Source organism: Streptomyces yamdrokensis, assembly GCF_053890455.1.
The window spans coordinates 498,921-521,820 of the sequence record NZ_CM132679.1; the positions used below are offsets into that span (position 1 = coordinate 498,921).

The following is a 22,900-nucleotide window of genomic DNA, read 5'->3' on the forward strand; positions in this document are numbered from 1 at the left end:
GCCCGGGCGTGACGTCCTGTCCGCCCCTCCCCCGGCGTGGAACCGGGCTCGAGGCCGGACTCCGGGACGCACCCGGAGTTTGACCGAAGGACAGTAATGCGCCGGAGCCGGGATTCGGGCGCCGCCCCTTGAACGGAGGCCGTGCGGTCCCGCGTACCACTGGGAAAGGCGGGAAGCAGCGGCTTCGACGAGGGATGACCATGGGCAGGACGCACGTCTCCACACATCAGCCGGTCGCCGGACGGTACCGGCTGGTCGAGATCATCCACCGCCAGACCCACCACGTCAGCTGGTACGCCGACGACCTCACGACGGGCCGCCCCTGCCTGGTCACGCAGGTCGCGCTGCCCGGGGATCCGGGCGAGGGCGGGCCCCGCGCCCCCTCCCGCGCCCGCCTCCCCTCCCGTGTCCTGCGTACGACCGAAACGGTGGCACGGCTGTGCCCCGGCCGGATCGCCGCCGTCCTCGACTCCGTCGACGAGAGCGGCTTCCTGTGGACCGCCGCCGCCTGGGTCGACGGCACTCCCCTCGGCGAACTCCTGGCCGAGCGCGGCTCGTTCCCCCTCGTCCGGGCCGCGCGCATCGGGCTGGAGCTGCTCGACGTGCTGGACGCCGCGCACGGCGCCGGCGTGACGCACGGCGAACTCGGCCCCGGCCAGGTGTTCGTTCGGGACACCGGTCCGGTCGTGGTCACCGGGTTCGGCCTGACGGGCACCGGCCCGGCCCAGCGGCTCACGGCGCCGTCGTACGCGGCGCCGGAGCAGGCCCGCGGCGAGGACACCGGTCCCGAGGCGGACCTGTGGGCGCTGGGCGCGCTCCTCCACACGATGGTCGAGGGGCGCCCGCCCTTCCGTGACCGGGGGCGGCCGGAGGCCACGCTGAGGGGGGTGGACCGGCTGCCGTTGCGCGCGCCCCTGCGCGCGGGACCGCTCACCCAGGTCGTCCAGGGGCTGCTGCGCAAGGACCCGGTGGAACGGCTGACCCGGCAGGTGGTCCGCGAGGCACTCGGCCGTGTTCTCGCGGAGAACCCCGGCCCGGTTCCTGCTGCCGTACCGAACCGCCCCCGGCTGCGCCGTGCGTACCCCACCCTCCTCAGAGGCCTCGGCCGCGACGGAGGCAGACGGACGGCGGTCCTCGGCACCACCCTGGCCGTGGTCACCGTCGCGGTCGCCGTGCTCACCGCGGCCACCCAGGGGCTGCCCGGCTCCGAGTCCGCCACCGGCACCCCGAGCGCGCCGCCCGCCTCCGCCGCCGCTCCGGCCGCCCCGGCCGCCCCGTCGAACGTGCCCCGGACACCCGGGGCGTCCGGTGACCCGGGCGGCCGAAGGACGCCCGCGCCGTCCGCCACCGCGACTCCCCCGCCGGCCCCGGCCACCCCGGTGCCCCCGGGGGCGGGTGATCTCCCGCCCGGTTATCGCGTCCTGCGGGCGCCGGAGGGCTTCTCCGTCGCGCTTCCCGGGGACTTCGGGCGCGTGGACACCTCTCGCGTCTTTGACCTCGCCTACCGCATCACCTTCGGCACGGACGACGGCGCCCGCACCCTCGCGGTCACCTACAGCGAGCGGGTGGGGAGCGACCCGGTGGCCGTGTGGCGCAACGACGTGGAGCCTCCCCTGGAACGGACGGCCGGCTACGAGCGGATCGGCGCGATCCGCGCGACCACGTACCAGGGGCGCGAGGCCGCCGACATGGAGTGGCTCTCGACGGATGACGGCTCCCGGGTACGCACCTTCGGCCGCGGGTTCCTGCTGGGCGGCGGACGCGGCTTCTCGCTGCGCTGGACGACCCCGGCCGCCGACTGGGAGGACCCCGCGAACCGGGAGGCCCTACGGACGTTCCTGCGGACCTTCCGGCCGTCCTTTGGCTGATCCGGAACCGCGCGGTGCGCGCAGCCGGCGCAGGGGCGGGGGCAGCTGACGCAGCGGGCGGGTGCGCCAGTGGGCCGTGAAGGTCCCCTCCGTGAGGGAGCACGTGACCCGGAGGCGGTGCGGGGTCTCCAGGAACGCCACGTCCACGGCGAGGGTACCGTCGTCGGCCCAGCCGCCGCTCACCGCGATCGGGCCGGGCTGCTCCGAGACCGCCCACCCCGTGCCGCCGAACGGCAGGTCGAGGCGGTGACCGTCGTCCACGAGGCTCAGCGTCCAGCCGCCCCCGGCGTCCTTCGCCACCTCGGCGGCGGTCAGCGTCGGCTGGTCCGCGCAGGTCCCGCCGTACGGGGTGAGGCGCGCGGTGGCCCGGTCCCACGCCCCGACCGGCGGCACCGGGCCCCCTGCGGCCGGTGGCAGGGCGAGCCGGGCGAGACGCTCGCCGAGGGCCCGGTCCTCGGCGTCCCGTCCGGTGAGCGGGCCGGGGTGGAAGGCCGGTACGAGATGCCGCCAGACCAGGTCCAGGTACTGCTGCATCCGCTCGGTCGCCGCCGTCGTGGCGATCACGGCGTCGTGTTCGGGCAGCACGAGGCAGAACTGGCCGTACGCCCCGTCGCTCCGGAACCCGTGCCGGGACGTCCAGAACTGGAAGCCGTAGCCCCGGTCCCAGTCCGGCCGGCCGGTCTCCCCCATGGCGCCGACGGTCGGTATGCGCGGCCGCGAGGCCCTGGCGACCCACCCCTCGGGCAGGAGCCGCTTGCCGTCCCACACCCCGTCGTCGAGGTACAGCAGGCCGAGCCGGGCGATCGCGTCGGTGGTGGCGTGCAGCCCGCTGAAGCCCAGCTCACGACCGGTGCGGTCGCGCTGCCACAGCGTCTCGCCGATGCCGAGCGGGTCCAGCAGACGGGGCCGCAGCCAGTCGGTCAGCCGCTGTCCCGTCCTCCGCTGCACGATCGCGGCGAGCGTGTACGTGCAGAGCTGGTTGTACGCGAAGACCGTACCGGGGTCGTGGTCGGGCGGCTGGAGCAGAAACCCGCGTACCGGCTCGGCGGGGTCGGCCGCGTAGGCCACGTCGATGGTGTCGCTCTCGTGGCCGCTCGCCATCGACGCGATGTGCCGGACCAGCATCGACCGGCTGCGCGGATCGGTGATGTCCGCTTCGAACTCCGGGAAGTACGAGATCACCGGGGCGTCGAAGTCGATCAGCCCTTCGGCCTCGGCGAGAGCGGCGGCGGTGGCGGTGAAGCTCTTGCTGAGCGAGTAGAGCAGGTGCGGCCGCTCGGGGGTGTACGGCGCCCACCAGCCGGCGGCGGCCTGCCGGCCGCGGCGCAGGATCATCAGGCTGTGCGGCTCGATGTCCGGGGCGTCGCCGAGGGCATCGAGGAAGGCGTGGACACCGGAGGCGTCGACGCCCAGCGCGGCGGGGGTGCCGGTGGGCAGTGGGTGAGCAGTCATGGGGTGGCTCCTGCCCTGCCGCCCGGACTCGATGCACCGTCGGCGGGCGGTGGCGGGCGGGGACCGTTCGGCGGGCCGGCACCGGGATGCGGATCAGTCCCCCGGACGGCTGAGCATGTCCGCTCCTTCGGGGTAGGAGAGGTCCCTGTGCCGGTACGACCAGGAGGCTTCCCATGAACACGACAGTGCACAAGACCTTGGTGATGGAGCTCCAAACGGGCGTCACGGACCGCTTTCCCGTGCTCACGCACCTGAGCTACGACCCCGCCGACCCGTTCGCCGTCACGCTCGCCTTCAGCCACGACGGCCGGGTCCTGGCACGCTGGCGGCTCGACCGCGGGATGCTCGCCGACGGCCTCACCCGGCCGGTCGGGGCCGGTGACGTACGGCTGCGCCCGGAGTCGAGAGGGGTGGAGCGGGAGCTGCGGATGGAGTTCCTCGGTGAGACCCACGCCGACGGCAGCCGGCACCGCGCGGTGGTGTTCGCGTGGGCCGGCACGGTCGGGGACTTCCTGTGCGACACCTTCCGCTCGGTCCCGCCCGGCAATGAGGAGACCCGCCTCGACGACTTCCTCACGGAGGTCCTGGCGGGCCACTGAACAACGTTGGTCACGGTGCCGTGTGCCGGCGCCGGGTCCACATCGGAAGCGCGAACCAGCACAGCAGGTACCAGGCGACCACTCCGGCGACCAGGTACGGGACGAAGCCGTCGTCGGTGGCGACCCGCAGGATGAGCAGCAGGGAGGCGGTGGTGGTGGCGAGCAGCAGGAGAAGGCCGAGCATGGTCAGCCGGGACGCCCATCGCACCGCCTGCGGTTTGACCCGCCGCCCGGACACGAGCCGGTGCAGGGAGACGGGCCCGATGAGCGCACCGGTGGCGCAGGCCCCGAGGACGACCGTGACGATGTAGATCTTCTGGTTGGCGTCGGACAGTTCGGCATACGTGGGGGTGAACACGACGGTCAGCAGGAATCCGAAGAGGATCTGGACGCCCATCTGGGCGACGCGGACTTCCTGGATGAGTTCCTGCCACATCCGGTCCGCGCGCTCCTCCTCGGTCTCGTCGCGGCCTCTGCGGCCGCTCTCACCCTGCTGCGTGTGTGGCACGGTGCGCCTCCTGGGGTGAGGACCGACCTCGGTCCGTCTCGCCCTCGGGTGCCCACCGTCCGGGGCTTTCACCGCCTGGCAGTCACGTGTGAGCGGGCTTTTGCCGGCTCCGTCACCGGCAGGCGTCCGCCCGGCCCTTCACCGCCGGGCTGCCGGGGCGGTGCCTCACCAGCGGCCCTCCACCTGCTCCTTGACCCGCCGCTCGTACAGGTCGTCGATCGCGGCGAGCGTCTGCTCGGACAGCTCCGGGAGCCGGGCGGCGTGCGCGTTGGCGCGGGCCTGCTCGGGCGAGCGGGCGCCGGGGATGACGGTGGTGACTCCGGGCTGCTGAACGATCCAGCGCAGGGCGAGCTGGGCCGGGGTGCATCCCTCGGGGGCGAGCGCGGCGAACTCGGCGGCGGACTCGACGCCGGTCGTGTAGTCGACGCCGGAGAACGTCTCGCCCTGGTCGAAGGACTCACCGTGCCGGTTGAAGGTGCGGTGGTCGTTCTCGGGGAAGACGGTGTCCTTGGTGTACTTGCCGGACAGCAGGCCGGAGGCGAGCGGGACGCGGGCGATGACGCCGACGCCCGCCGCGCGGGCCGCCGGGAGCACCTCGCGCAGCGGCTTCATGCGGAACGGGTTGAGAATGATCTGCACGCTCGCCACGTTCGGCCGGGCGATCGCGGTCAGCGCCTCCGCGCAGGTCTCCACGCTGACCCCGTACGCGGCGATCCGCTCCTCGGCGACCAGGGTGTCGAGAGCGTCGAAGACCTCGTCGGTGGAGTAGACGGGGGTCGGCGGGCAGTGCAGCTGAACCAGGTCGACGCGGTCGACGCCGAGGTTGCGGCGCGAGCGGTCGTTCCACGCGCGGAAGTTGTCCAGGACGTAGTTCTCCGGGATCTGGTCGACCCGGCGGCCCATCTTGGTGGCGACCAGTACGTGCAGGTCGGGCCGTCCGCTCAGGAACGACGCGATGGTCTGCTCGCTGCGCCCGTCCCCGTACACATCGGCGGTGTCGAAGAAGGTGACCCCTGACTCGGCGGCGGCCTCCAGGACCGCGAGGGCCTGCTTGTCGTCGACATCTCCCCAGTCCGCCCCGAGTTGCCAGGTGCCGAGACCGATCACGGAGGCGTGCTGACCCGACCTGTCGAATGTGCGCTCGTCCATGGCCTCAGTCTGCCACCCGTCACGACCGGTTCGGCACGCAGGCACGCCTCGGACCGGTGAGGCGTTCGGCCGGCCGGTCCGTGCTCAGGCGCTCTCGGCCGTGCGGCACTCGGGGTGGCCCCAGCCGCTGTCGTTCTTGGCGATGGGCTCGCCGGCCGCGTAGGACCGGCCGCACGGGCAGCGGCCCGGGAACTTCGCCTTGATCGTGCGATTCGAGGAGCCGCCGCGCGGCCGGGAGGACGTCTTCGCCCCAAAGGACCTGCGCTTGGCGGCGCCGGCCGGCGGGGTGTCCGGGGAGGGCGGCGGCTCGGGCGAGCCCGCGGCGCTGCCCGCGTCCTGCTGGACGACGGCCGCCTGGCTGGCGGCGCGGTCGGCGAAGTCGTTGAGGCGGTCGCCGTCGGCCTGGTGGGCGGGGACGTAGCGGAACTCGACCGAGCGGCCCTGCAGGAGTTCGTCGATGCCGACGACCAGTTCCTGGTTGGCGACCGGCTTGCCGGCCGCCGTCCGCCAGCCGTTGCGCTTCCAGCCGGGCAGCCAGGTGGTGACGGCCTTCATCGCGTACTGCGAGTCCATCCGGACCTCGAGCGGCACGTCGGGGTCGGTGGCCGCCAGCAGTCTCTCCAACGCGGTGAGCTCGGCGACGTTGTTGGTGGCTCTGCCGAGCGCGCCCGCCTGCCAGCGGACCGGGGTCTCGGAGGCGTCGGCGATCACCCAGGCCCAGGCGGCTGGTCCGGGGTTGCCCTTGGAGGCCCCGTCGCACGCGGCCACAACACGTTCACGCATGCACCCGATCATGCCATGGCCGTACGGGCGGCCCGGCAGCGTGGCCGGTCCTTGCCCCACGCTCGTCACCCGTGCCCGGGCCCGCGCGCCGAACCGGCCGGGGCCCGGTGAACGCCCCATCCTGAAACGTGTCTTCCCCTCCGGGCCGGGCTGTGCTTGCCTGGGGTGCCGTTCCGGCCGGGCGGGGTGGGGGTCACGCATGCGCAAGCCGTGGGTCGTGGGGGTGGTGCTGGCCGCCGTGCTGCTCGGTGCGTGCGGGGATCCGTCGTCCGAGCCGGCCGCCCCCGGGGAATCGGCCACCACGCACCAGCGTGCTGCGGCCTCTTTGGACGCGGCTTCCTCCGGGACCCCCGCCCCCGGTGCCACGTCGTCGCCCGGTACCGGATCCGCCGGGAAGCCACCCGCCGTGCTGTACCTCGGCGACTCGCTCGCGATGGAGAACCAGGAGGTCCTCGGGCGGGAGCTGCGCGGGGAGTTACGCGCGCACTACACGAGCGCGCCCTACTCGGGCACCACCCTGTGCGACTACCTGGAGGGTACGGCCGAGCGCTCCCTGGTCCCGGCGGCGGACAAGGCGGCGGCGCTGGTGCGTTCGCTGCGCCCGGACTACGTGGTGCTGCAGTTCTGGGGCAACGCCTGGGACTACACCCCCTGCATGGACGGGGTCACCTACGACTCCTCCCGCGAGCGGTACCTCGAGCGGTACGCGGCCGGCGCACGGCGCCTCACCGAGCAGATCACCGCGGCCGGTGCGGCCCGGCCGCCGCGCATCGTATGGGTGTTGCAGGGCCCCGACCCGATCACCCCCGACCGAATCCGCCGGGTGAACGGGCTCTACGAGAAGCGGGCCGCCGCCGACGGCGGCCTCCTGGCGGACGCGGGCAAGGCGGTGAGTCCGGCGGGGGCGCGCCACACCTGGTCGCAGTACCTGCCCTGCAACGCCTACGAGCGGGCCCATCCCGAGTACTGCACCCAGCGGGACCGTGGCCGCACGGCCCTGCACCGGGACGACGACTACCTGCACTTCTGTCTGGCGCCCACGACGTCGACACCCAAGCCCTGCCCTGTCCGCTCACCCGGCATCCTGCGCATGGCGCGGGAGATCACCCGGGTGGTCGGGGAGGACGCCCGCGCCCGCTGACGGGACAGGCAAGCGGGCGGGCGGCACACGGGGCGTCGGCACACGGCCGGCAAAGGGCCCGGGCAGCGTGGCGTGGTGCGGCCCTCCCTCGGCCCCGCCTGCCGCGCCCTCTTGGTCACTCGCCCGCGTAGGCCTTCTCCAGAGCGGCGATGTCGAGCTTGCCCATCGCCAGCATGGCCTTCATCGCGCGGGCCGCCTTCCGGGGATCAGGGTCGGCGATCAGCTCGGTCAGCCGGGTGGGAACGACCTGCCAGGACACGCCGAACCGGTCCTTGAGCCAGCCGCAGGGCCCGTGCTCGCCGCCTCCCTCGACGAGCTTGTCCCAGTAGAAGTCGACCTCGCCCTGGTCGGCGCAGTCGATCTGCAGGGAGATCGCCTCGGTGAACCTGAACTCGGGCCCGCCGTTCAGCGCGACGAACCGCTGGCCGTTGGCCGTGAAGTCCACGGTGAGCACGGAACCCTCGGGCCCGGGGCCTGCCTCGGTGTACCGGAGGGTGCGGCCGACACCGGAGTTCCTGAACACGGACACGTAGAAGTTCGCGGCCTCCTCGGCCCTGCCGTCGTACCAGAGACACGTGGTGAATCCGTCGGTGGTCATGGATGCCTCCCGGGGCGTGGAACGCGGTCATCGGTGTCGACCGGTCCGGGCCCCGGAACTCATCGGCGACGGCGGAGCCCTTGCGGGACCACGGCGCCGGGTGGAGGCCTCTGCCCTTGGCGAATCTGCCGCGGGCAGAGAAATCACCGTGGGTCCCTGTCTCCCGTCAAGAGTGGAGGCACGCGGTCGCACCGGCCGCGTACCGGTGAACGGCCCGGGCACCCACGGGCACCGCCGGACAGCCACACCGACACCCACGGGAGCGCCGATGTCTCCACTCAGTACCGGACTCACCACCGGACGCGCATCCGGCCTCGCGGCCGGGCTCCATGCCGGCCGGCCGCAGGTCCCGCTGCCCCGGGCCGAGGAGGGCGACACCCCTCCGACCCGGTTCGACGACCATCTTGCCGCCCAGCTGCTCGCCCAGCGCATCGTCCTGCTCGGGACGCAGGTCGACGAGGTCTCCGCCAACCGGGTGTGCGCGCAGCTGCTGATCCTGTCCGCGGAGGACCCGCGCACCGACATCAGCCTGTACGTCAACAGTCCCGGCGGGTCCGTGCACGCCGGCCTGGCGATCTACGACACGATGCGGCTGGTCCCCAACGACGTCTCGACGCTCGCCATGGGGTTCGCCGCCAGCATGGGCCAGTTCCTGCTGAGCGTGGGCGCGCCGGGCAAACGGTATGCCCTGCCCAACGCGCGGATCATGATGCACCAGCCGTCCGCCGGGATCGGCGGTACCACCGCCGACATCGAGATCCAGGCGGAGAACCTGGAGTTCACCAAGCGGACGATCGAGCGGATCACCGCCGAGCACACCGGTCAGCCGGCGGAGACCATCTCCCGGGACGGTGACCGCGACCGCTGGTTCACGGCCGAGGAGGCCAGGGAGTACGGAATGGTGGACCGGGTGGTGGAGTCGCTCGACGACGTCCGCCCCGCCGCGGCGCGACGCAGGATGGGGCTGTGACGATGGGGACGTACACGATTCCGAACGTCGTCGAGCGCACCCCGCAGGGCGAGCGGTCCTACGACGTGTTCAGCCGGCTGCTGTCCGAGCGGATCATCTTCCTCGGCACCGAGATCGACGACGGGGTCGCGGGCGTCGTCATCGCGCAGCTTCTCCATCTGGAGTCGTCGGCCCCGGAGAACGAGATCGCGGTCTACATCAACTCCCCGGGCGGCTCGTACACCTCGCTCATGGCGATCTACGACACGATGACGTTCGTCCAGGCGCCGATCTCGACGTACTGCGTCGGGCAGGCGGCGTCCACGGCGGCCGTGCTGCTGGCCGCCGGTGACGTGGGGCGCCGGTTCGTCCTGGAGCACGCGCGGGTGCTCCTCGGGCAGCCGGCCGCGGGCGGGCAGCGGGGCACGGTCTCCGACCTGGCGCTCCAGGCCAAGGAGATGCTGCGGATCCGCGCCCAGGTGGAGGAGGTCCTCTCCCGGCACACGCGCCACGACGTGGCGACGCTGCGGGCGGACATGGACCGCGACAAGGTGTTCACCGCGCAGGAGGCCGTGGCGTACGGCCTGGCCGACGAGGTGCTGAGCCGGCGCCTGGCGGGTGGGTGAGGCGCCGGCCCCGGCACGGTCGCGTCAGGCGGCCAGGCACAGTCCGTCGTAAGAGGCGCGGGTCGTGCCCCGGCTCACGGGAGCCCGCCGGCCGGTGACACGGACGAGTTCGTCCTGGGCCCGCGACAGCAGGTCGCCCAGGCCCAGGCCGAGGGCCTGGGCGGCGGCCGCGAGGACCTCCGACGAGGCCTCCTTGCGTCCCCGCTCCACCTCCGACAGATAAGGCATGGAGATCCGGGCCGTGTCGGCGACATCCTTCAGCGTCCGCTCCTGGGCGAGCCGCTCCCGGCGCAGCACGTCGCCGACCAGGTCGCGCCACAGCGGCTCTCTGGGAGTGGGAGCGGCGGGGACGGGGGCCGGCGCCGGAGCCGGTGGGGCGGCGGCGCGGCGCGTGGGCGCATGGCGCGCCGGTGCGGGTCGCAGAGGGATGACACGGGCGTCGAGGGGCACTTGTTCGCTCACCCCTCCAGCGTAGGAATCCTCGGCCCCGGGGGAAGGGAGCGGCGTTCCGCCCTGAGTGAAGGGGGCGGCACCGTGCGTCACCGTGGAGGTTCTCGAAAGTCATGAGGAGTGTTCGGGCTGCGGCTGGGTAGCCGCACCTCCGAAGAGCCAAAGGGCATGTCCATCGGACTTTCGTGGGGAGAGGCAATGGAAACCGTCGTGATCCGGTCACAGGCGCAGGTCGTCGAGAAGAACGCCGAGACCGGGACGGGCGACGGAAGCCTGCCCGGGGTCGCCGACCCCCTGGCCGTCGCTCCGCGCGACGCCAAGGAGCTCTCCCGCCAGTTCTTCCGTCGCCTGGCGGAGCTCGAGGAGGGTACGCACGAGTACCAGTACGCACGCAACACCCTCATCGAGATGAACATGTCGCTGGTGCGGTTCGCGGCCGGACGGTTCCGCGGCCGCGGCGACGACATGGAGGACATCGTCCAGACCGGCATGATCGGTCTGATCAAGGCGATCGACCGTTTCGAGCTGTCGCGCGAGGTCGAGTTCACCTCCTTCGCGCTGCCGTACATCGTCGGCGAGATCAAGCGTTTCTTCCGTGACACCACCTGGGCGGTCCATGTGCCGCGCCGGCTCCAGGAACTGCGGGTGGAACTCGCCAAGGCCCGCGAGGAGCTCGCCAGCCGGCTGGACCGCGAGCCCACGGTCGCCGAGCTCGCCACGCTGATGAACATCACCGAGGAACAGGTCAACGAGGGCCGGCTCGCCGCGAACGGCTACAACTCGTCGTCGCTGGACGCAGCCCTCACCGGTGACGGCCCCGAGAGCGGCGAGTCCGTTCTGGCCGACTTCATCGGCATGGAGGAGGAGGGGCTGCAGCTCGTCGAGGACTTCCACGCGCTCGCCCCGCTCATGGCCGAGCTCAGCGACCGCGACCGCGAGATCATCCGGATGCGGTTCGTGGAGGAGGCCACCCAGGCGGAGATCGGCGAACGGCTCGGGTGCTCGCAGATGCATGTCTCCCGGCTGATCAAGCGGATCATCGGCCGTCTGCGCGAGGGCATGCTGGGTGAGCTGGGCTGCGCCTGACGGGACGCCTGACGGGAGGAAGACGGAGAAGCGGCTGCCGGCCCTTCTGAGGGGCCGGCAGCCGCTTCTCCGTCGCTTCATGTCCGGTCATGTCCGGCGTTCTTCCGGTGTGCAGACCGTCCGGTGGCGCGCTTGGGAAAGGTCCTCCGGCCGCTGGTGCCGCTCAGCCGGCGTCGAGGCTCAGGACAGCACGGACCCGCTTTCCGACCGGTATCCGCTCGACGAGAACGTCGCGTGCGAGAGCCTGCACGATCTCCAGGCCGTGGCAGCCGATGCGCTCGGGGTCGCGGGGGTAGACGCGGGGCAGTGTGCCACTGCTGTCGCAGACGGCGACCGTGATCGCTTCGTCCGTACCCTCCAGCTCCAGGATGTACGGGCCGTTGCTGTGCCGGTCGGCGTTGGTGACCAGTTCACTCACGATCAGGAGCGCCGCGCCGTCGGTCCGCTCGCCGATCGTGGCGCACCACTCGGTCCTGAGCTGTTCGAGGAACAGCGTGGCGAGGGCGCGCGCCTCGGCGATGCATCCCGGCTCGCCGGTGAAGTGTGCTGTCCGCCGTAGCGGTTCCACGGGTACGTCGAAACCAGTCGGTATCACTGCCCCGTCCAGGTGGTCGGTCATGCGGTTCTCTCTGGGAAGCCGGGCTGCCGGACGATCTGCACTGATGCACGTACCCCGAGTACGACTGCTCAGTCCCCTGATCGGTGTTCGACGCGACACAGGGCGGGAACCCGGTTCCAGCGGGGAGGGAACCGGGGTCGGAGGCGGACGGCAACGACGACGACGGGAAGGGTGACCGATGAGCGGGCTGCTGGCGGTGCGGTGCCTGACGACGCTGCCCGTGGTGACGCTCGGCGGCGATGCCGTCGCCCACGTCAAGGACACCGTCCTCGATCCCGTGGCCGGGTGCGTCACGGGCTTCACCCTCACCGGCCGGACTCTGCTGTCGGGCCCGCTGCCCCGGGACCTGCCCTGGCCGGCGGTGCACTCCCTCGGCCGTCACGCGGTCATGGTCCGCGACGAGGAGGCGCTGTGCGACCTGCCCCTGTCGGTGGCCCGCCGCGACGCCCTGCGCGGGCGGCTGCTCGGCGCGCAGGTCCTCACCGACGAGGGCGAGGCGCTCGGCACGGTGCTCGACGTCCTGGTCGAGGGAGGCGTCAGCGGCCGCATCGTCGCCTTCCGGCTTGCCGCACGCCGGGATCTGGTGCCGGGTTCGAGGCACAGGCTGTACCGGGTGTACGTGCCGCGCGGTGAGGCGGTGTCCGTCTCCGGCCGGTCACTGGTCGTCCCCGCGCACGCCACCACCTACGTCACCGACGACCTGCCGGGCTTCGTGGCCCGGGCCGGCGCGTTCCACGCCAGGCGGACGGGCCCACTGCCGTGATGCTGTTCTCCCGGGTGCGGGGGCTGCCGGTGCTGACCCCGGGTGAGGGGCTCCGGCTCGGCGTCGTACGGACGCTGACGGTCGACGTGGCCTCGGGCACCGTCACACATGTACGGGTACGGCGTGGACGGCTGCGCAGGGAGATCGCGCCGGCCTGGGGGGCCCTGGACGCCGTCGGCCCGGACATGCTGATCGCGGTCCCCTCCTCCGCGCCGGCCACGGCCCCGCCGCATCACGAGCTGATCGGCCGCAGGGTGCTCACCGAGGACGGCGAGGAGCGCGGCACCGTGCTCGACGCGGCGTTCGATCCGCTCACCGCCCGTATCGAGGCGGTCCTGACGACGATCGGCGAGCTGCCGGCCGAGCGGCTGCTGGGGCTGGGCGACCACGCTCTGGTGGTACGAGGACGCAGGGCAGCGCGCGGATAGGTGCGGTGGATCACGCCCTGGGCGGCACCGCTTGTGGCGTCGTTCGCGGCGTCGCGGTGAGGTCCCCTGTGGTGTTGTCCGGCGCGTCGTTCGTGGTGCCGGACTCGACCGGCGGCGGCGCCGGGGGGTCGGACGGCGGCGGTTCACCGGTGGTCGGACCGCTGTCCCCGGGCTCGCTCGACGGCGGATCACCGGAAGGCTCCTCCCCGCCCGTGGCCGGCCCGGACCCGGGGGGCGACGGGGAGGTGTCGGGCGACGGTGACGGGGGGTCCGGGTCGCCCGGTGACGGGCTCCGCCCGTCCGGTGGCTTCGTGGCGTGGTCCTTGCCGCCGGTGTCGCCCCGGTTCCGCTCGAACCAGCCGCCGTCCGCGTCACGGACCACGAACTTCTCGATGGCCCGCGGAGCGGGGTCGACCACGACGACCTTCGAGGGGGAGTAGCCCGGCCAGGGGTCACCGGTGTAGCGGGGGTCGGTCTGTTCGACCGGTTCGGTCAGCGGGTTGCCGCAGGCGCAGCGGACCCGGGGGACGCCGCGGTCGTCGACGAGCACGGCCGTGCCCGCCTGGAGGACGGCCTGGTAGTCCGTGGCGGCGCCGTCGCGGTATCCGTGGTTGGTGACCCTGGTGTCCAGCAGGAGGTGCAGCGGGGTCAGCGAGCGCAGATACGAAGGGACGTCGGAGGAGCCGACGCCGGCCACCGAGGCGAACGCCTCGTTCTTCGCCGGCACCTCCCGGAGGTACCTGATCTGCTGTTCCACGTCGCAGCCGGCGACGTCGCGGGTGCCGCCGTACAGGCCGGGTTCGCTGCCGCGGACACCGCGCACCGTGTTGGCCGGGGAGGACTCGGACGCCGACCCGGTGGACGGGGCTCCGGTGGGAGGCGGGGCGGAGCGCGTGGGGGGCGCGGAGCCGTCCTCAGCCGTCGACTCGGTGAACGGGTCGGGGCCGCTCGCGTTCGCGGCCTGGAGGAAGATCTCGCTCCCTTTACCCGCCTCGGATCCGCCGTCGGTGCGGGTGAGCACCACGGCGAGGACCACGGCCACCGCCATGGCCGCGACGAGCGCCCCGAGACCGGGTACGGACTTCCACCACGGCCGCCGGCCGCGCCCGGGCGGCCCCGTGCCCCCGCCACCGTCTCCCCCGCCCGCGCCGCCCGGCGGTGGTGGGGGCGGCGGGGGCGGGCCCGGGGACGAAGGCGGGGAGGACCCCGACAGGGGCCCGGACGGGGGCCCGGTGGGCCGGCCGGAGGACGGCGGTTCGACGCTCACGAGCCCTTCTTCCCGGCGCGGCTGCAGGAGACAACCATCAAGCCGATGCCGACATGACGATTCTTCCGTTATTGCTTCATTGTGTGCTCCGGTGGCGCACCCGTCGCAAGCCGACGCGGACGGACCTCCCGGCAGGCGTCCTGTGCGGGGCCTGCTTAGCGTGCAGGGGTGAGTTCACGCACCCTCGCCGACCTGGCCATCGCCCGACACGGCTGGGCGCAGGCCCTCGTCACGGTGCTGGGCGGGCTGATCGCCATGGGCGCAGTGGCCGCACTCGGACTGTGGGCGGCCGGTGCCGCGGATCTTCCGGACGGCTCCTTCCCCGAGGTGCTCGCGGCGACCGTCGTCACGGCCGTCGGCGGGTCGGTGCACCTGTCCGGCGACGCGGAGGGCCTGGCCGGCACGGAGGGCGGCCTGACCGTCATGCCGCTGTCCGTCACCCTCACCGGCGCCCTGTTCATCGGCTGGGCCTTTCTGCGCCCGTTGCGCCACCGGGCCGTCACCGGGACGCCGGAGCTGGCCGGGTGGGCCGCGAGGATCGTCACCCTCTGGCTGATCGCCCTGCTCGGGCTGGCGTTCGCCGCCCGGCACACGTTCGAGATCTCCCTCGGGGAAGGCGCCCTGGGCGATCTCGGCGATCTGTTCGGGGTCACCCCCGAGGTCGGCTTCGCCGCCGATGTGCCGCTGACCGTACTCATCGGCCTGCTCTGGGTGGCGGGTGTCCTGGTGCTGTCCCTGCTGGTGTCGCGCGGCGCCCCGCTGCCGGGCCGGCTGCTCCGGTTCCAGACGGCGCTACGGCCCGCGGCGCACGCGATGCTGCAACTGCTGCTCGCCTTCGTCGTCATCGGTGTCGTGATCGCACTGGTGGTCGCGGCGACGCGGGGGCGCCCGGCGGAGACGTTCGCCGTACTCCTGCTCGGCCTGCCCAACGTGACCTGGCTCGCGCTGACCATCGGGCTGGGCGCCACCTGGGACGGCAGGGTGGAAGGCCCCTTCGGGCTGCCCATGCCGCACATCCTCGACGAGGTGCTGCGCACCGGGGACGTCTCGGCGCTGAACCTGAGCACGCTAGCCGAGCACGACGGCAGGGTGTGGTGGCTGCCGGTGGCCGACGCGGTCCTGCTGCTGGCCGTGGCGTTCGTGATGGCCGCCCTGTCACCGGCCGGGGTCCGGGCCTGGCAGCATGCCGTGCGCCTGGCGGTGGCACTCGCGCTGACGGTGTTGATGATCTGCCTGGTCGGCCGGATCTCCGCCCGGCTCGGCCTGTCCGTGCTCGGCATCGGCGACCTGGGCACGGGGCTCTTTGGTCAGGTCCTGCTGAGACCACGCCTGCCGACCGCGCTGGGGCCGGCCCTCCTGTGGGGCCTGACGGCCGGCTTCGCGGGCGCGCTGCTGGCCCAGAGAACGCGCCGTCGGGGCCGGTCGGACGACTGATCGGGGTGGGCGGATGGCGGGCCCGGACGGGGCGTTTGAAAACACGCCTGGGGCCTGTTGCGAAAGTGGCGTCGTCGCCCGAAGGGCGGCCGCGCGGCGTCCGGTGCGTGCTCTCGGCGTGCCGTCCAAAAGCCCTCGTACCGGGCGTACTCGGGCTTTCGGGCGGTGCGACGAGAGCGCGTGCCGGGCGTCGCGCGGCAGGCGTCACTCTCGCGACAGCCCCCAGGCCCGCACCGGCCCGAACACCGGGTCCGCCCAGGCCGGCGGGGGCCGCGGCGCGTCCGGGGCCGCCGCTTCCCCGGCCGGCCCGGCTCCGCTCCGGTCACCGGTGCGGTGTCCGCTTCCGTCTGCGTCTTCACAGGTGATCCCGTTCCGGCTTCCGCGCAGGTCCACGCGAGTGGCGGGGTGCCCCTCGGGGGCGCTCGTGGTGACGCCGCCCCCCGTGACGGCGGTGCGCAGGGCGGCGACGAGGTCCAGACAGGAGGCGTACCGGTCGTCGGGGCTCTTCGCCAGCGCCTTGGCCAGGACGGCGTCGGTCCGCGGGGGGAGATCGGGGCGTACCGCGGTCAGGGGCGGCGGGTCGGCGTACTGGTGGGCCCAGAGCAGGGCCATGTCGTCGTCCCGGCGGAAGGGCGGATGACCGGCGAGGGTCTCGTGGACGACGCAGGCGAACCCGTAGACGTCGCAGCGGGCGTCGACCGGACGCCCCGAGATCTGTTCCGGGGCCACGTAGTCGAGGGTGCCGACGAACTGGCCGACGGTGGTGAACCCCGTCAGGGACAGGGACTTCTTGGTCAGGCCGAAGTCGGTGAGATAGACGTGCTCGGGGTGGTCGCTGTCGGTGCCGCGGGCGACCAGGATGTTTCCGGGCTTGACGTCCCGGTGGACCAGGCCGTGCTCGTGGGCGGCGTCGAGCGCCGAGGCCACCTGCGCGGCGATGCGCAACGCGGTGCGGGACGGCAGTGGCCCCTCGCGGTCGAGGAGATGACGCAGATCGCTGCCCTCGACGTAGCGCATGGCGATGTAGAGGATGCCGTCCGTCTCCCCGGCCTCGAAGACGGGGACGATGTGCGGGTGGTCGATGGCGGCGGCCGTGCGGGACTCATGGGTGAAGCGGCGGCGGAAGGTGTCGTTGCGGGCGAGTTCCGGGGCGAGCAGTTTCAGGGCGACGGTGCGGTCCAGACGCAGGTCCCGGGCGCGGTAGACGACGGCCATGCCGCCACGGCCGATCTCACGCTCGATGAGGTAGCCCGCGACCTGCTGCCCCGTCAGCTCGGAGGGCCGGCCGGCGAAGAGGCCGGTGTCGTGCGTCATCGGACGTCACGGTCCGGGGAGGGGCCCGGGGTGACGACGCGGGTGGGTTCGGCGGGTACGGACCGGGTGGGCTCGCCGGGAACGGCCTGGGTGGGGGCGTGCCCGGCGGCTTCCGGGGCCTCGGCGGCGCGGGGCGGTTCGTCGACGGCGTAGGTGTGCGGCCGGGTGCCGTCGGTGTAGACCCAGCGGCCGCGGTCGGGGTCGTAGAGCCACAGGGACTCCCCGTCGACGACGAGGCCGACGCGCAGGCCTCGGGTGCGTGCGCGAAAGCCCTCGCCGTCAAGACCGCCGTACCGTGCCTCGACGGCGGCCCGGTAACCGGCCAGGGCCTCCTCGGCCCGGGTGAGCAGCGGCCGGGGGTCGGCGGTGCGGGACAGGGGTGCTTCGGAGGCGGGCGGGTCCTGGGGCACCGCGACCAGCAGGCGGCCGTCGACCCAGGCCGACCAGCCGTTGGAGCACAGCACCTGCCCCCAGTCCCCGCGCCGCTCGACCAGTCGTACCGGCAGCAGCGGATCGAGGCCGACGGTGGGGCCCGCGGGGTCGGGCGCCTCCCAGGCCGGCATGCCGTCGCCCGGCACGACATGGGTGGGCCGGAAGCCGGGCGTGGACGGGGTTGTCATGGGCCGGTTACCTCCGCATCACGGCGGGTTCGTGGCGGCGCAGCAGCCGTGACACGGCGAACGCGAACAGCGCCGAAAGAACCAGCAGCATCGCCACATTGAGCAGCCACACTCCCGGGGAGTGCTGGAAGAGCGGGTCCGCCGTGGTCTCCCCCGGGGTGGTCGCGGCCAGGTCCACGGTGCCGGCCATCGCGCCGAACGCCCAGCGGGAGGGCACCAGCCAGGCCAGCTGCTCGAGAACGGGCACGCCGTCCAGTTTCAGCAGGGCACCGCAGAAGACGACCTGGACGATGGCCAGCAGCACCAGCAGCGGCATCGTCACCTCTTCCTTGCGCACCAGCGCGGAGACGAGCAGGCCGAGCATCATGGCGGTGAGGCCGAGCAGGGCCACGGCCACCGTGATCTCCGCCAGGGGCGGCATCAGCACGCCTTCGCCACCGGGTGCGTCGAGGTCGACCCCGAGCAGGGCGACCAGGGTGAGCACCACCGCCTGCAGCACGGTGACCGTGCCCAGCACGATGATCTTCGACATCAGGTACGCCGATCTGGACAGGCCTACGGCCCGTTCGCGCCGGTGGATCGGGCGCTCCTTGACGAGTTCCCGTACGGCGTTGGCGGCACCCGTGAGGACGGCGCCGACGCACAGGATGAGCAGGGTGTTCATCGCGGTGCCCTGGGTCAGGGCACCGCCGGCCAGGGCGCGGGCCATCGCGCCCATCACGAAGGGCAGCGCGATCATGACGGCGAGGAAGGTGCGGTCCGCGCCGAGCGCGGCGGTGTACCGGCGTACGAGGGTGCCGAGCTGCGCGGTGCGGCTGCGCGGCCGGGGCGGCGGGGCGACGGCGACCGGGGCGGCCCGCTGCTGCCGGGGCTGGGCGGTGGCGTCGGTGATGTACCGGCCGTGGAAGGGCGAGTCGCGGTAGTCGCCCGCCCAGTCGCGGTCCTGGTCGCGTTCGAAGGCCTCGAAGGCCTCCGGCCACTGTTCGAACCCGAAGAACGCGAGGGCGTCCTCGGGCGGTCCGTAGTAGGCGACGCGCCCTTTGGGGGCGAGCATCAGGAGCCGGTCGCACACGTCCAGGCTGAGCACGCTGTGGGTGACGACGATGACGGTGCGGCCGTCGTCCGCCAGCGCGCGCAGCATGTGCATCACCGAGCGGTCCATCCCCGGGTCCAGACCGGAGGTCGGCTCGTCGAGGAACAGCAGGGAGGGCTTGGTGAGGAGTTCCAGGGCGACACTGACGCGTTTGCGCTGGCCCCCGGAGAGGCTGTGCACGGGCTGCTCCGCCCGCTGTTCCAGGCCGAGTTCACGGATGACCTCCTCGACCCGGGCACGGCGTTCGGCCTTGGCCGTGTCCTGCGGGAAGCGGAGTTCGGCGGCGTAGGACAGGGCGCTGCGGACGGTGAGCTGGGTGTGCAGGATGTCGTCCTGCGGGACGAGGCCGATGCGCTGGCGCAGTTCGGCGTAGTCGCGGTAGAGGTCGCGGCCGTCGTAGAGGACGGTGCCGTGATCGGCGGGGCGCTGTCCGGTGAGGGCGCCCAGCAGCGTGGACTTGCCGGCGCCGCTCGGGCCGACCACGGCGAGCAGGCACTTCTCCCCCACCGGGAACGACACGTGGTCGAGCAGGGTCTTGCGGCCGCGGTCCACGGCGACGGTGAGGTCCTGCACGTCGAGGGAGACCTCGCCGGTGTCGACGTACTCCTGGAGTTCGTCACCGACGAGGCAGAACCCGAAGTGGCCGATACCGACGATGTCACCGGGGCCGACCGGGGCGTTGGTGACGGGCGAACCGTTGAGATAGGTGCCGTTGTGGCTGCCGAGGTCGGCGATCTCGTACGTCCCGTCGGACAACGCCCGCAGTTCGGCGTGCCGGCGGGAGACCACGAGGTCGGCGATGACCAGGTCGTTGTCGGCCGCGCGGCCGACGCGGACGGTGCGGGTGGGCAGCGGCCGTACGGTGGTGGGCCGCCGGTAGGTGCCGGTCAGGGCGGGGCTCGACACGGCGGAGAGGCGCTCGGAGGCGGGCGGCGGCGGCCGGTCCATGAGGACGGCGCTCGGTCCGTCCCGGGGACTGCCGAAGCGGATGACACTGCCGGGTCCGACGTCCCTCACGTGCACGCGGTGGCCGTCGGTGTAGGTGCCGTTGGTGCTGTGCTCGTCCTCGATGGTCCAGTGGCCGTCTTCGGGATGGAGCACCGCGTGATGCCAGGAGACCCGGGCGTCGTCCATGACGATGTCGCTCAACGGGTCGCGTCCGACGTGGTAGTCGCGGCCCGGGCTCATCAGGGTGGAGCCGCTGTCGGTCTCCACGAGGAGCTCCGGTGCGACCGGCCGCTCGACCATGCCTGGATTCTACCGATTGGTCCGTTCGAATGCCCGGCATGACGGGTGGGGGCGGGGCGGGGCGATGGCGGTCAGGCGACGGGGACACCCAGCACCGGGGCCGCGCGCTGCATGCGCAGGGCGTCCACGGATTCGGCCAGGAGTTCGTACTCGGTGGTGTCGTCGCCGGTGGCGAGGCGCACCATCCGTCCGGCCGCCAGGGCCTCGGCCATCTCCTCCTGCCGGGCGACGTCGCCGCACCAGGCACGCAGCACGGCGGGTACGTCGGGCACGCCGTCGGCGACGGGGACGAGCGCGCCCGGGGGTAAGTGCTCGGCCTCGGGCCGCGGGTCGAGCCGCTCGGCGATCCAGGAGGCGCGGTCGCGCAGCCACCACAGGGCGAGGGCCAGGGTGGGGGCGCGGTACGTGCCGAGGGGTACACCGATGCGGCGGCCGTCGCAGACTCCGTACGCCGTGACGTGACACAGGAACTCGTCGTGCACGATCGCCTCCCCCGGTTGCGTTGCCCGTCGGCCGACCGGGCCGGCTCTCCGGTGGGTCGCGTGCGGTGCGTGAGGGCGCCGTCGCGCGGGGTGAAGCGCTCTCGTTGTCGAGTATGTTCACCGCCGAATCACTGTCACCATGCCTTTCCGGCCACTCTCCTGGCATATTCGCCCCCCCCTGTTGGCCGGAATGGTGCGTTTGCGGCGTACGGCGCGGCGGCAAGTGGGCATGGCACGCCAAGGAGCGGGCCCGGCACGGCGCCGGCCGCGCCGTCATGACGGCGCGGCCGGGAGGGATCTGACCGGGCGCGGTCCTACTGCTTGACGACGGCGTCGATGCGGGCCAGTTCGTCCGCGCCGAATTCGAGGTTGCGGGTGGCCGCCACGCTGTCCTCCAGCTGCCGCGGGCTGCTCGCCCCGACCAGGGCCGAGGTCACGCGTGTGCCGCGCAGCACCCAGGCGAGCGCCATCTGCGCGAGGGTCTGGCCGCGGGACTCGGCGATCTCGTTCAGCGTGCGCAGCCGTTCCACCAGCTCACCGGTGACGGCGTCGGTGTTCAGGAACGGGCTGTCACTCGCGGCGCGGGAGTCCTCGGGGATGCCGTCGAGGTAGCGGGCGGTCAGCAGACCCTGTTCCAGCGGGGAGTAGGCGATGGAGCCGACCTGGAGCTCGTCCAGGGCGTCCAGCAGGCCCTCGTCCTCCGGGCGCCGGTCGAGCATCGAGTAGCGGGGCTGGTGGATCAGCAGCGGGGTGCCCAGCTCGCCGAGGATGCGGGCGGCGTCGCGGGTCTGCTCCGCGGAGTAGTTGGACACGCCGACGTACAGCGCCTTGCCCTGCTGGACCGCCGAGTGCAGGGCCCCCATCGTCTCCTCCAGCGGAGTGTCGGGGTCGAAGCGGTGCGAGTAGAAGATGTCGACGTGGTCGAGGCCCATCCGGCCGAGGCTCTGGTCCAGCGAGGACAGCAGGGACTTGCGCGAGCCCCATTCGCCGTACGGACCGGGCCACATCAGGTAGCCGGCCTTGGTGGAGATCACCAGCTCGTCGCGGTAAGGCGCGAAGTCCGCGCGCAGGGCCTCGCCGAGGGCGGACTCGGCGGCGCCGGGGGGCGGACCGTAGTTGTTGGCGAGGTCGAAGTGGGTGACGCCGAGGTCGAAGGCGCGGCGCAGGATGGCGCGCTGGGTCTCGGCGGGGCGGTCGGGACCGAAGTTGTGCCACAGGCCGAGCGAGAGCGCGGGAAGCTTCAGGCCGCTGCGTCCGGTGCGCCGGTAGGGCAGGTCCGCGTAACGGTCGGGGTGTGGGGTGTACAACGCGACTCCAGAGAGGTTGGCGCAAAGGCGGGCACGGGTGTCCGGTTTCGTGGCCCCGGGACCGGGATCGGGACCGGGGTTCCACTCTGTCGCGGTCCACGTGCAGCGGTCCAACAGAAGAATCCGATGGAATTCAGCGGATACGCTTCTCAATCATGGAACTGCGTCACCTTCAGCACTTCGTCGCCGTCGCCGAGGACCAGCACTTCACCCGGGCGGCGGAGCGGCTGCTGGTCTCCCAGTCGGGCCTGTCGGCGTCGATCCGCTCCCTGGAGCGCGAGCTGCAGGCACCGTTGTTCGTACGGACCACCCGGCGGGTGACGCTCACGGAGGCCGGGCGGGCGCTGCTGGTGGAGGCCGAGCGGATCCTGGCACAGGTACGGGCGGCGCACGAGGCGGTGGCCGCGGTGCAGGGGGTGCTGCGGGGCACGCTCGCCCTGGGCGCCGAGCAGTGCATCGCCGGGGTGGACCTGGCGGATCTGCTGGCCGATTTCCGGCGGCGCCATCCGGATGTGGAGATCCGGCTGCGGCAGTGGGGCTCGGCGGCGCTGGCGGAGGAGGTCGCGGCGGGTCGCCTCGACCTGGCCTTCGCCTACCGGACCCACGCGGACCCCGACCAGTTGCGGTCGGTGGCGCTCACCAGTGAGCCGATGACCGTGCTCTGCCATCCCGATCACCGGCTGGCGCGGGCCGGGGAGCCGTTGACCCCGCACGATCTGGGCGGTGAGGTGTTCGTGGACTTCCACCCCGACTGGGGCCCGCGCCGCGCCACCGACACCGCGTTCGCCGCCGCCGGCGTACGGCGCACGGTCGCGCTGGAGGTGAACGACGTGCACAGCCTGCTGGACCTGGTCGACGAGAACCTCGGTATCGCCGTCGTCCCCCAGCACTTCCGGCACAAGCGTGCGGCGCTGACCGCGCTGCCGCTGGAGGACACCGGTGAGTCGGTGTACGAGAGCGTGGTCCTGGTCCCGGCGGAAGAGGCCACCAGCCCGGCGGCGCGGGCGCTGATGGCTCTGCTGGACAGCGGGGAGGCGTAGGGACGACCGTGCGGGTGCAAGGGCGGCGCGCGTGCGGGGGCGGCTCCACCGGGCGCGTGCCGGGACGGGATGCGCG

General features: G+C 72.9%; 23 protein-coding genes. 10 read left to right on the top strand and 13 right to left on the bottom strand.

Annotated features, from left to right (window positions below):
• The first annotated feature begins 200 nt into the window (after window positions 1-200).
• Entirely contained in the window at window positions 201-1,868 is a 1,668-nt protein-coding gene (locus ACWZEH_RS01730; protein WP_456195173.1) for a serine/threonine-protein kinase, read from the top strand.
• Here ACWZEH_RS01730 and ACWZEH_RS01735 read toward each other — a convergent pair.
• Window positions 1,827-3,320 (bottom strand): serine hydrolase domain-containing protein, encoded by a 1,494-nt coding sequence (locus tag ACWZEH_RS01735; protein ID WP_456195174.1) that lies wholly within the window; start codon window positions 3,318-3,320, stop codon window positions 1,827-1,829. The genes ACWZEH_RS01730 and ACWZEH_RS01735 overlap by 42 nt on opposite strands.
• Window positions 3,321-3,493: 173 nt before the next feature.
• Between ACWZEH_RS01735 and ACWZEH_RS01740 the strand changes: the two genes are divergently transcribed.
• Window positions 3,494-3,919, top strand: a complete 426-nt coding sequence (locus ACWZEH_RS01740; protein ID WP_456195175.1) for an SsgA family sporulation/cell division regulator — start codon at window positions 3,494-3,496, stop codon at window positions 3,917-3,919.
• A 10-nt stretch (window positions 3,920-3,929) separates the two neighbouring features.
• Here the strand turns inward: ACWZEH_RS01740 and ACWZEH_RS01745 are convergent, their stop codons facing one another.
• The 3 genes from ACWZEH_RS01745 to ACWZEH_RS01755 all read right to left on the bottom strand — a co-directional run bounded on the left by ACWZEH_RS01745 (window position 3,930) and on the right by ACWZEH_RS01755 (window position 6,371).
• Window positions 3,930-4,427, bottom strand: a complete 498-nt coding sequence (locus tag ACWZEH_RS01745) for a DUF6328 family protein (protein WP_456195176.1) — start codon at window positions 4,425-4,427, stop codon at window positions 3,930-3,932.
• A gap of 165 nt (window positions 4,428-4,592) precedes the next feature.
• A complete protein-coding gene (locus ACWZEH_RS01750) occupies window positions 4,593-5,576 on the bottom strand; it encodes an aldo/keto reductase (protein ID WP_456195177.1) in 984 nt (327 codons plus the stop codon).
• 84 nt (window positions 5,577-5,660) lie between these two features.
• On the bottom strand, window positions 5,661-6,371 hold the full coding sequence (locus ACWZEH_RS01755; RefSeq protein ID WP_456195178.1) for a ribonuclease H family protein: 711 nt from the start codon (window positions 6,369-6,371) through the stop codon (window positions 5,661-5,663).
• Window positions 6,372-6,558: 187 nt separating this feature from the next.
• Between ACWZEH_RS01755 and ACWZEH_RS01760 the strand changes: the two genes are divergently transcribed.
• Window positions 6,559-7,500, top strand: a complete 942-nt coding sequence (locus ACWZEH_RS01760; protein WP_456195179.1) for an SGNH/GDSL hydrolase family protein — start codon at window positions 6,559-6,561, stop codon at window positions 7,498-7,500.
• Window positions 7,501-7,615: 115 nt separating this feature from the next.
• Here the strand turns inward: ACWZEH_RS01760 and ACWZEH_RS01765 are convergent, their stop codons facing one another.
• Entirely contained in the window at window positions 7,616-8,098 is a 483-nt protein-coding gene (locus ACWZEH_RS01765; protein ID WP_456195180.1) for a VOC family protein, read from the bottom strand.
• A gap of 268 nt (window positions 8,099-8,366) precedes the next feature.
• Here ACWZEH_RS01765 and ACWZEH_RS01770 point away from each other — a divergent pair, with 268 nt between their 5' ends.
• Both ACWZEH_RS01770 and ACWZEH_RS01775 read left to right on the top strand, forming a co-directional pair.
• The gene (locus ACWZEH_RS01770; RefSeq protein WP_456195181.1) at window positions 8,367-9,068 is read left to right on the top strand and encodes an ATP-dependent Clp protease proteolytic subunit; all 702 of its coding nucleotides are present in this window, start codon (window positions 8,367-8,369) and stop codon (window positions 9,066-9,068) included.
• 2 nt (window positions 9,069-9,070) lie between these two features.
• Window positions 9,071-9,673 (top strand): ClpP family protease, encoded by a 603-nt coding sequence (locus ACWZEH_RS01775; protein WP_456200020.1) that lies wholly within the window; start codon window positions 9,071-9,073, stop codon window positions 9,671-9,673.
• Between the two features lie 24 nt (window positions 9,674-9,697).
• Here the strand turns inward: ACWZEH_RS01775 and ACWZEH_RS01780 are convergent, their stop codons facing one another.
• A complete protein-coding gene (locus ACWZEH_RS01780) occupies window positions 9,698-10,135 on the bottom strand; it encodes a helix-turn-helix domain-containing protein (protein WP_456195182.1) in 438 nt (145 codons plus the stop codon).
• Window positions 10,136-10,321: 186 nt separating this feature from the next.
• Here ACWZEH_RS01780 and ACWZEH_RS01785 point away from each other — a divergent pair, with 186 nt between their 5' ends.
• Window positions 10,322-11,209, top strand: coding sequence for an RNA polymerase sigma factor SigF (locus ACWZEH_RS01785; RefSeq protein WP_456195183.1), 888 nt, complete (start codon window positions 10,322-10,324; stop codon window positions 11,207-11,209).
• Window positions 11,210-11,372: 163 nt separating this feature from the next.
• On the opposite strand, the gene ACWZEH_RS01790 is transcribed toward ACWZEH_RS01785, so the two are convergent.
• Window positions 11,373-11,828 carry an ATP-binding protein gene (locus ACWZEH_RS01790; RefSeq protein ID WP_456195184.1) on the bottom strand — a complete coding sequence of 152 codons (456 nt, stop codon included), beginning with the start codon at window positions 11,826-11,828 and terminating at the stop codon, window positions 11,373-11,375.
• 178 nt (window positions 11,829-12,006) lie between these two features.
• On the opposite strand from ACWZEH_RS01790, the gene ACWZEH_RS01795 reads away from it, so the two are divergent.
• Window positions 12,007-12,591, top strand: coding sequence for a PRC-barrel domain-containing protein (locus ACWZEH_RS01795; protein WP_456195185.1), 585 nt, complete (start codon window positions 12,007-12,009; stop codon window positions 12,589-12,591).
• A complete protein-coding gene (locus tag ACWZEH_RS01800; protein WP_456195186.1) occupies window positions 12,591-13,019 on the top strand; it encodes a PRC-barrel domain-containing protein in 429 nt (142 codons plus the stop codon). Before ACWZEH_RS01795 ends, ACWZEH_RS01800 begins: the two co-directional genes overlap by 1 nt.
• Before the next feature lie 10 nt (window positions 13,020-13,029).
• Here ACWZEH_RS01800 and ACWZEH_RS01805 read toward each other — a convergent pair whose 3' ends face one another.
• The gene (locus tag ACWZEH_RS01805; protein ID WP_456195187.1) at window positions 13,030-14,286 is read right to left on the bottom strand and encodes a DUF6777 domain-containing protein; all 1,257 of its coding nucleotides are present in this window, start codon (window positions 14,284-14,286) and stop codon (window positions 13,030-13,032) included.
• Window positions 14,287-14,454: 168 nt separating this feature from the next.
• Between ACWZEH_RS01805 and ACWZEH_RS01810 the strand changes: the two genes are divergently transcribed.
• Window positions 14,455-15,720, top strand: coding sequence for a streptophobe family protein (locus tag ACWZEH_RS01810; protein WP_456195188.1), 1,266 nt, complete (start codon window positions 14,455-14,457; stop codon window positions 15,718-15,720).
• Between the two features lie 204 nt (window positions 15,721-15,924).
• Here the strand turns inward: ACWZEH_RS01810 and ACWZEH_RS01815 are convergent, their stop codons facing one another.
• From ACWZEH_RS01815 to mgrA, 5 genes are all read right to left on the bottom strand, one after another.
• Window positions 15,925-17,034: a serine/threonine-protein kinase gene (locus ACWZEH_RS01815; RefSeq protein WP_456195189.1), complete on the bottom strand. Its 1,110-nt coding sequence runs from the start codon at window positions 17,032-17,034 to the stop codon at window positions 15,925-15,927.
• On the bottom strand, window positions 17,031-17,654 hold the full coding sequence (locus ACWZEH_RS01820; protein WP_456195190.1) for an SH3 domain-containing protein: 624 nt from the start codon (window positions 17,652-17,654) through the stop codon (window positions 17,031-17,033). Before ACWZEH_RS01820 ends, ACWZEH_RS01815 begins: the two co-directional genes overlap by 4 nt.
• 7 nt (window positions 17,655-17,661) lie before the next feature.
• Window positions 17,662-19,995: an ABC transporter ATP-binding protein/permease gene (locus ACWZEH_RS01825; protein ID WP_456195191.1), complete on the bottom strand. Its 2,334-nt coding sequence runs from the start codon at window positions 19,993-19,995 to the stop codon at window positions 17,662-17,664.
• A gap of 71 nt (window positions 19,996-20,066) precedes the next feature.
• Window positions 20,067-20,477, bottom strand: coding sequence for a hypothetical protein (locus ACWZEH_RS01830; protein ID WP_456195192.1), 411 nt, complete (start codon window positions 20,475-20,477; stop codon window positions 20,067-20,069).
• 314 nt (window positions 20,478-20,791) lie between these two features.
• On the bottom strand, window positions 20,792-21,784 hold the full coding sequence (gene mgrA, locus ACWZEH_RS01835; protein WP_456195193.1) for an L-glyceraldehyde 3-phosphate reductase: 993 nt from the start codon (window positions 21,782-21,784) through the stop codon (window positions 20,792-20,794).
• Between the two features lie 155 nt (window positions 21,785-21,939).
• Here mgrA and ACWZEH_RS01840 point away from each other — a divergent pair, with 155 nt between their 5' ends.
• Window positions 21,940-22,824 carry a LysR family transcriptional regulator gene (locus ACWZEH_RS01840; protein WP_456195194.1) on the top strand — a complete coding sequence of 295 codons (885 nt, stop codon included), beginning with the start codon at window positions 21,940-21,942 and terminating at the stop codon, window positions 22,822-22,824.
• The last annotated feature ends 76 nt before the right edge of the window (window positions 22,825-22,900 follow it).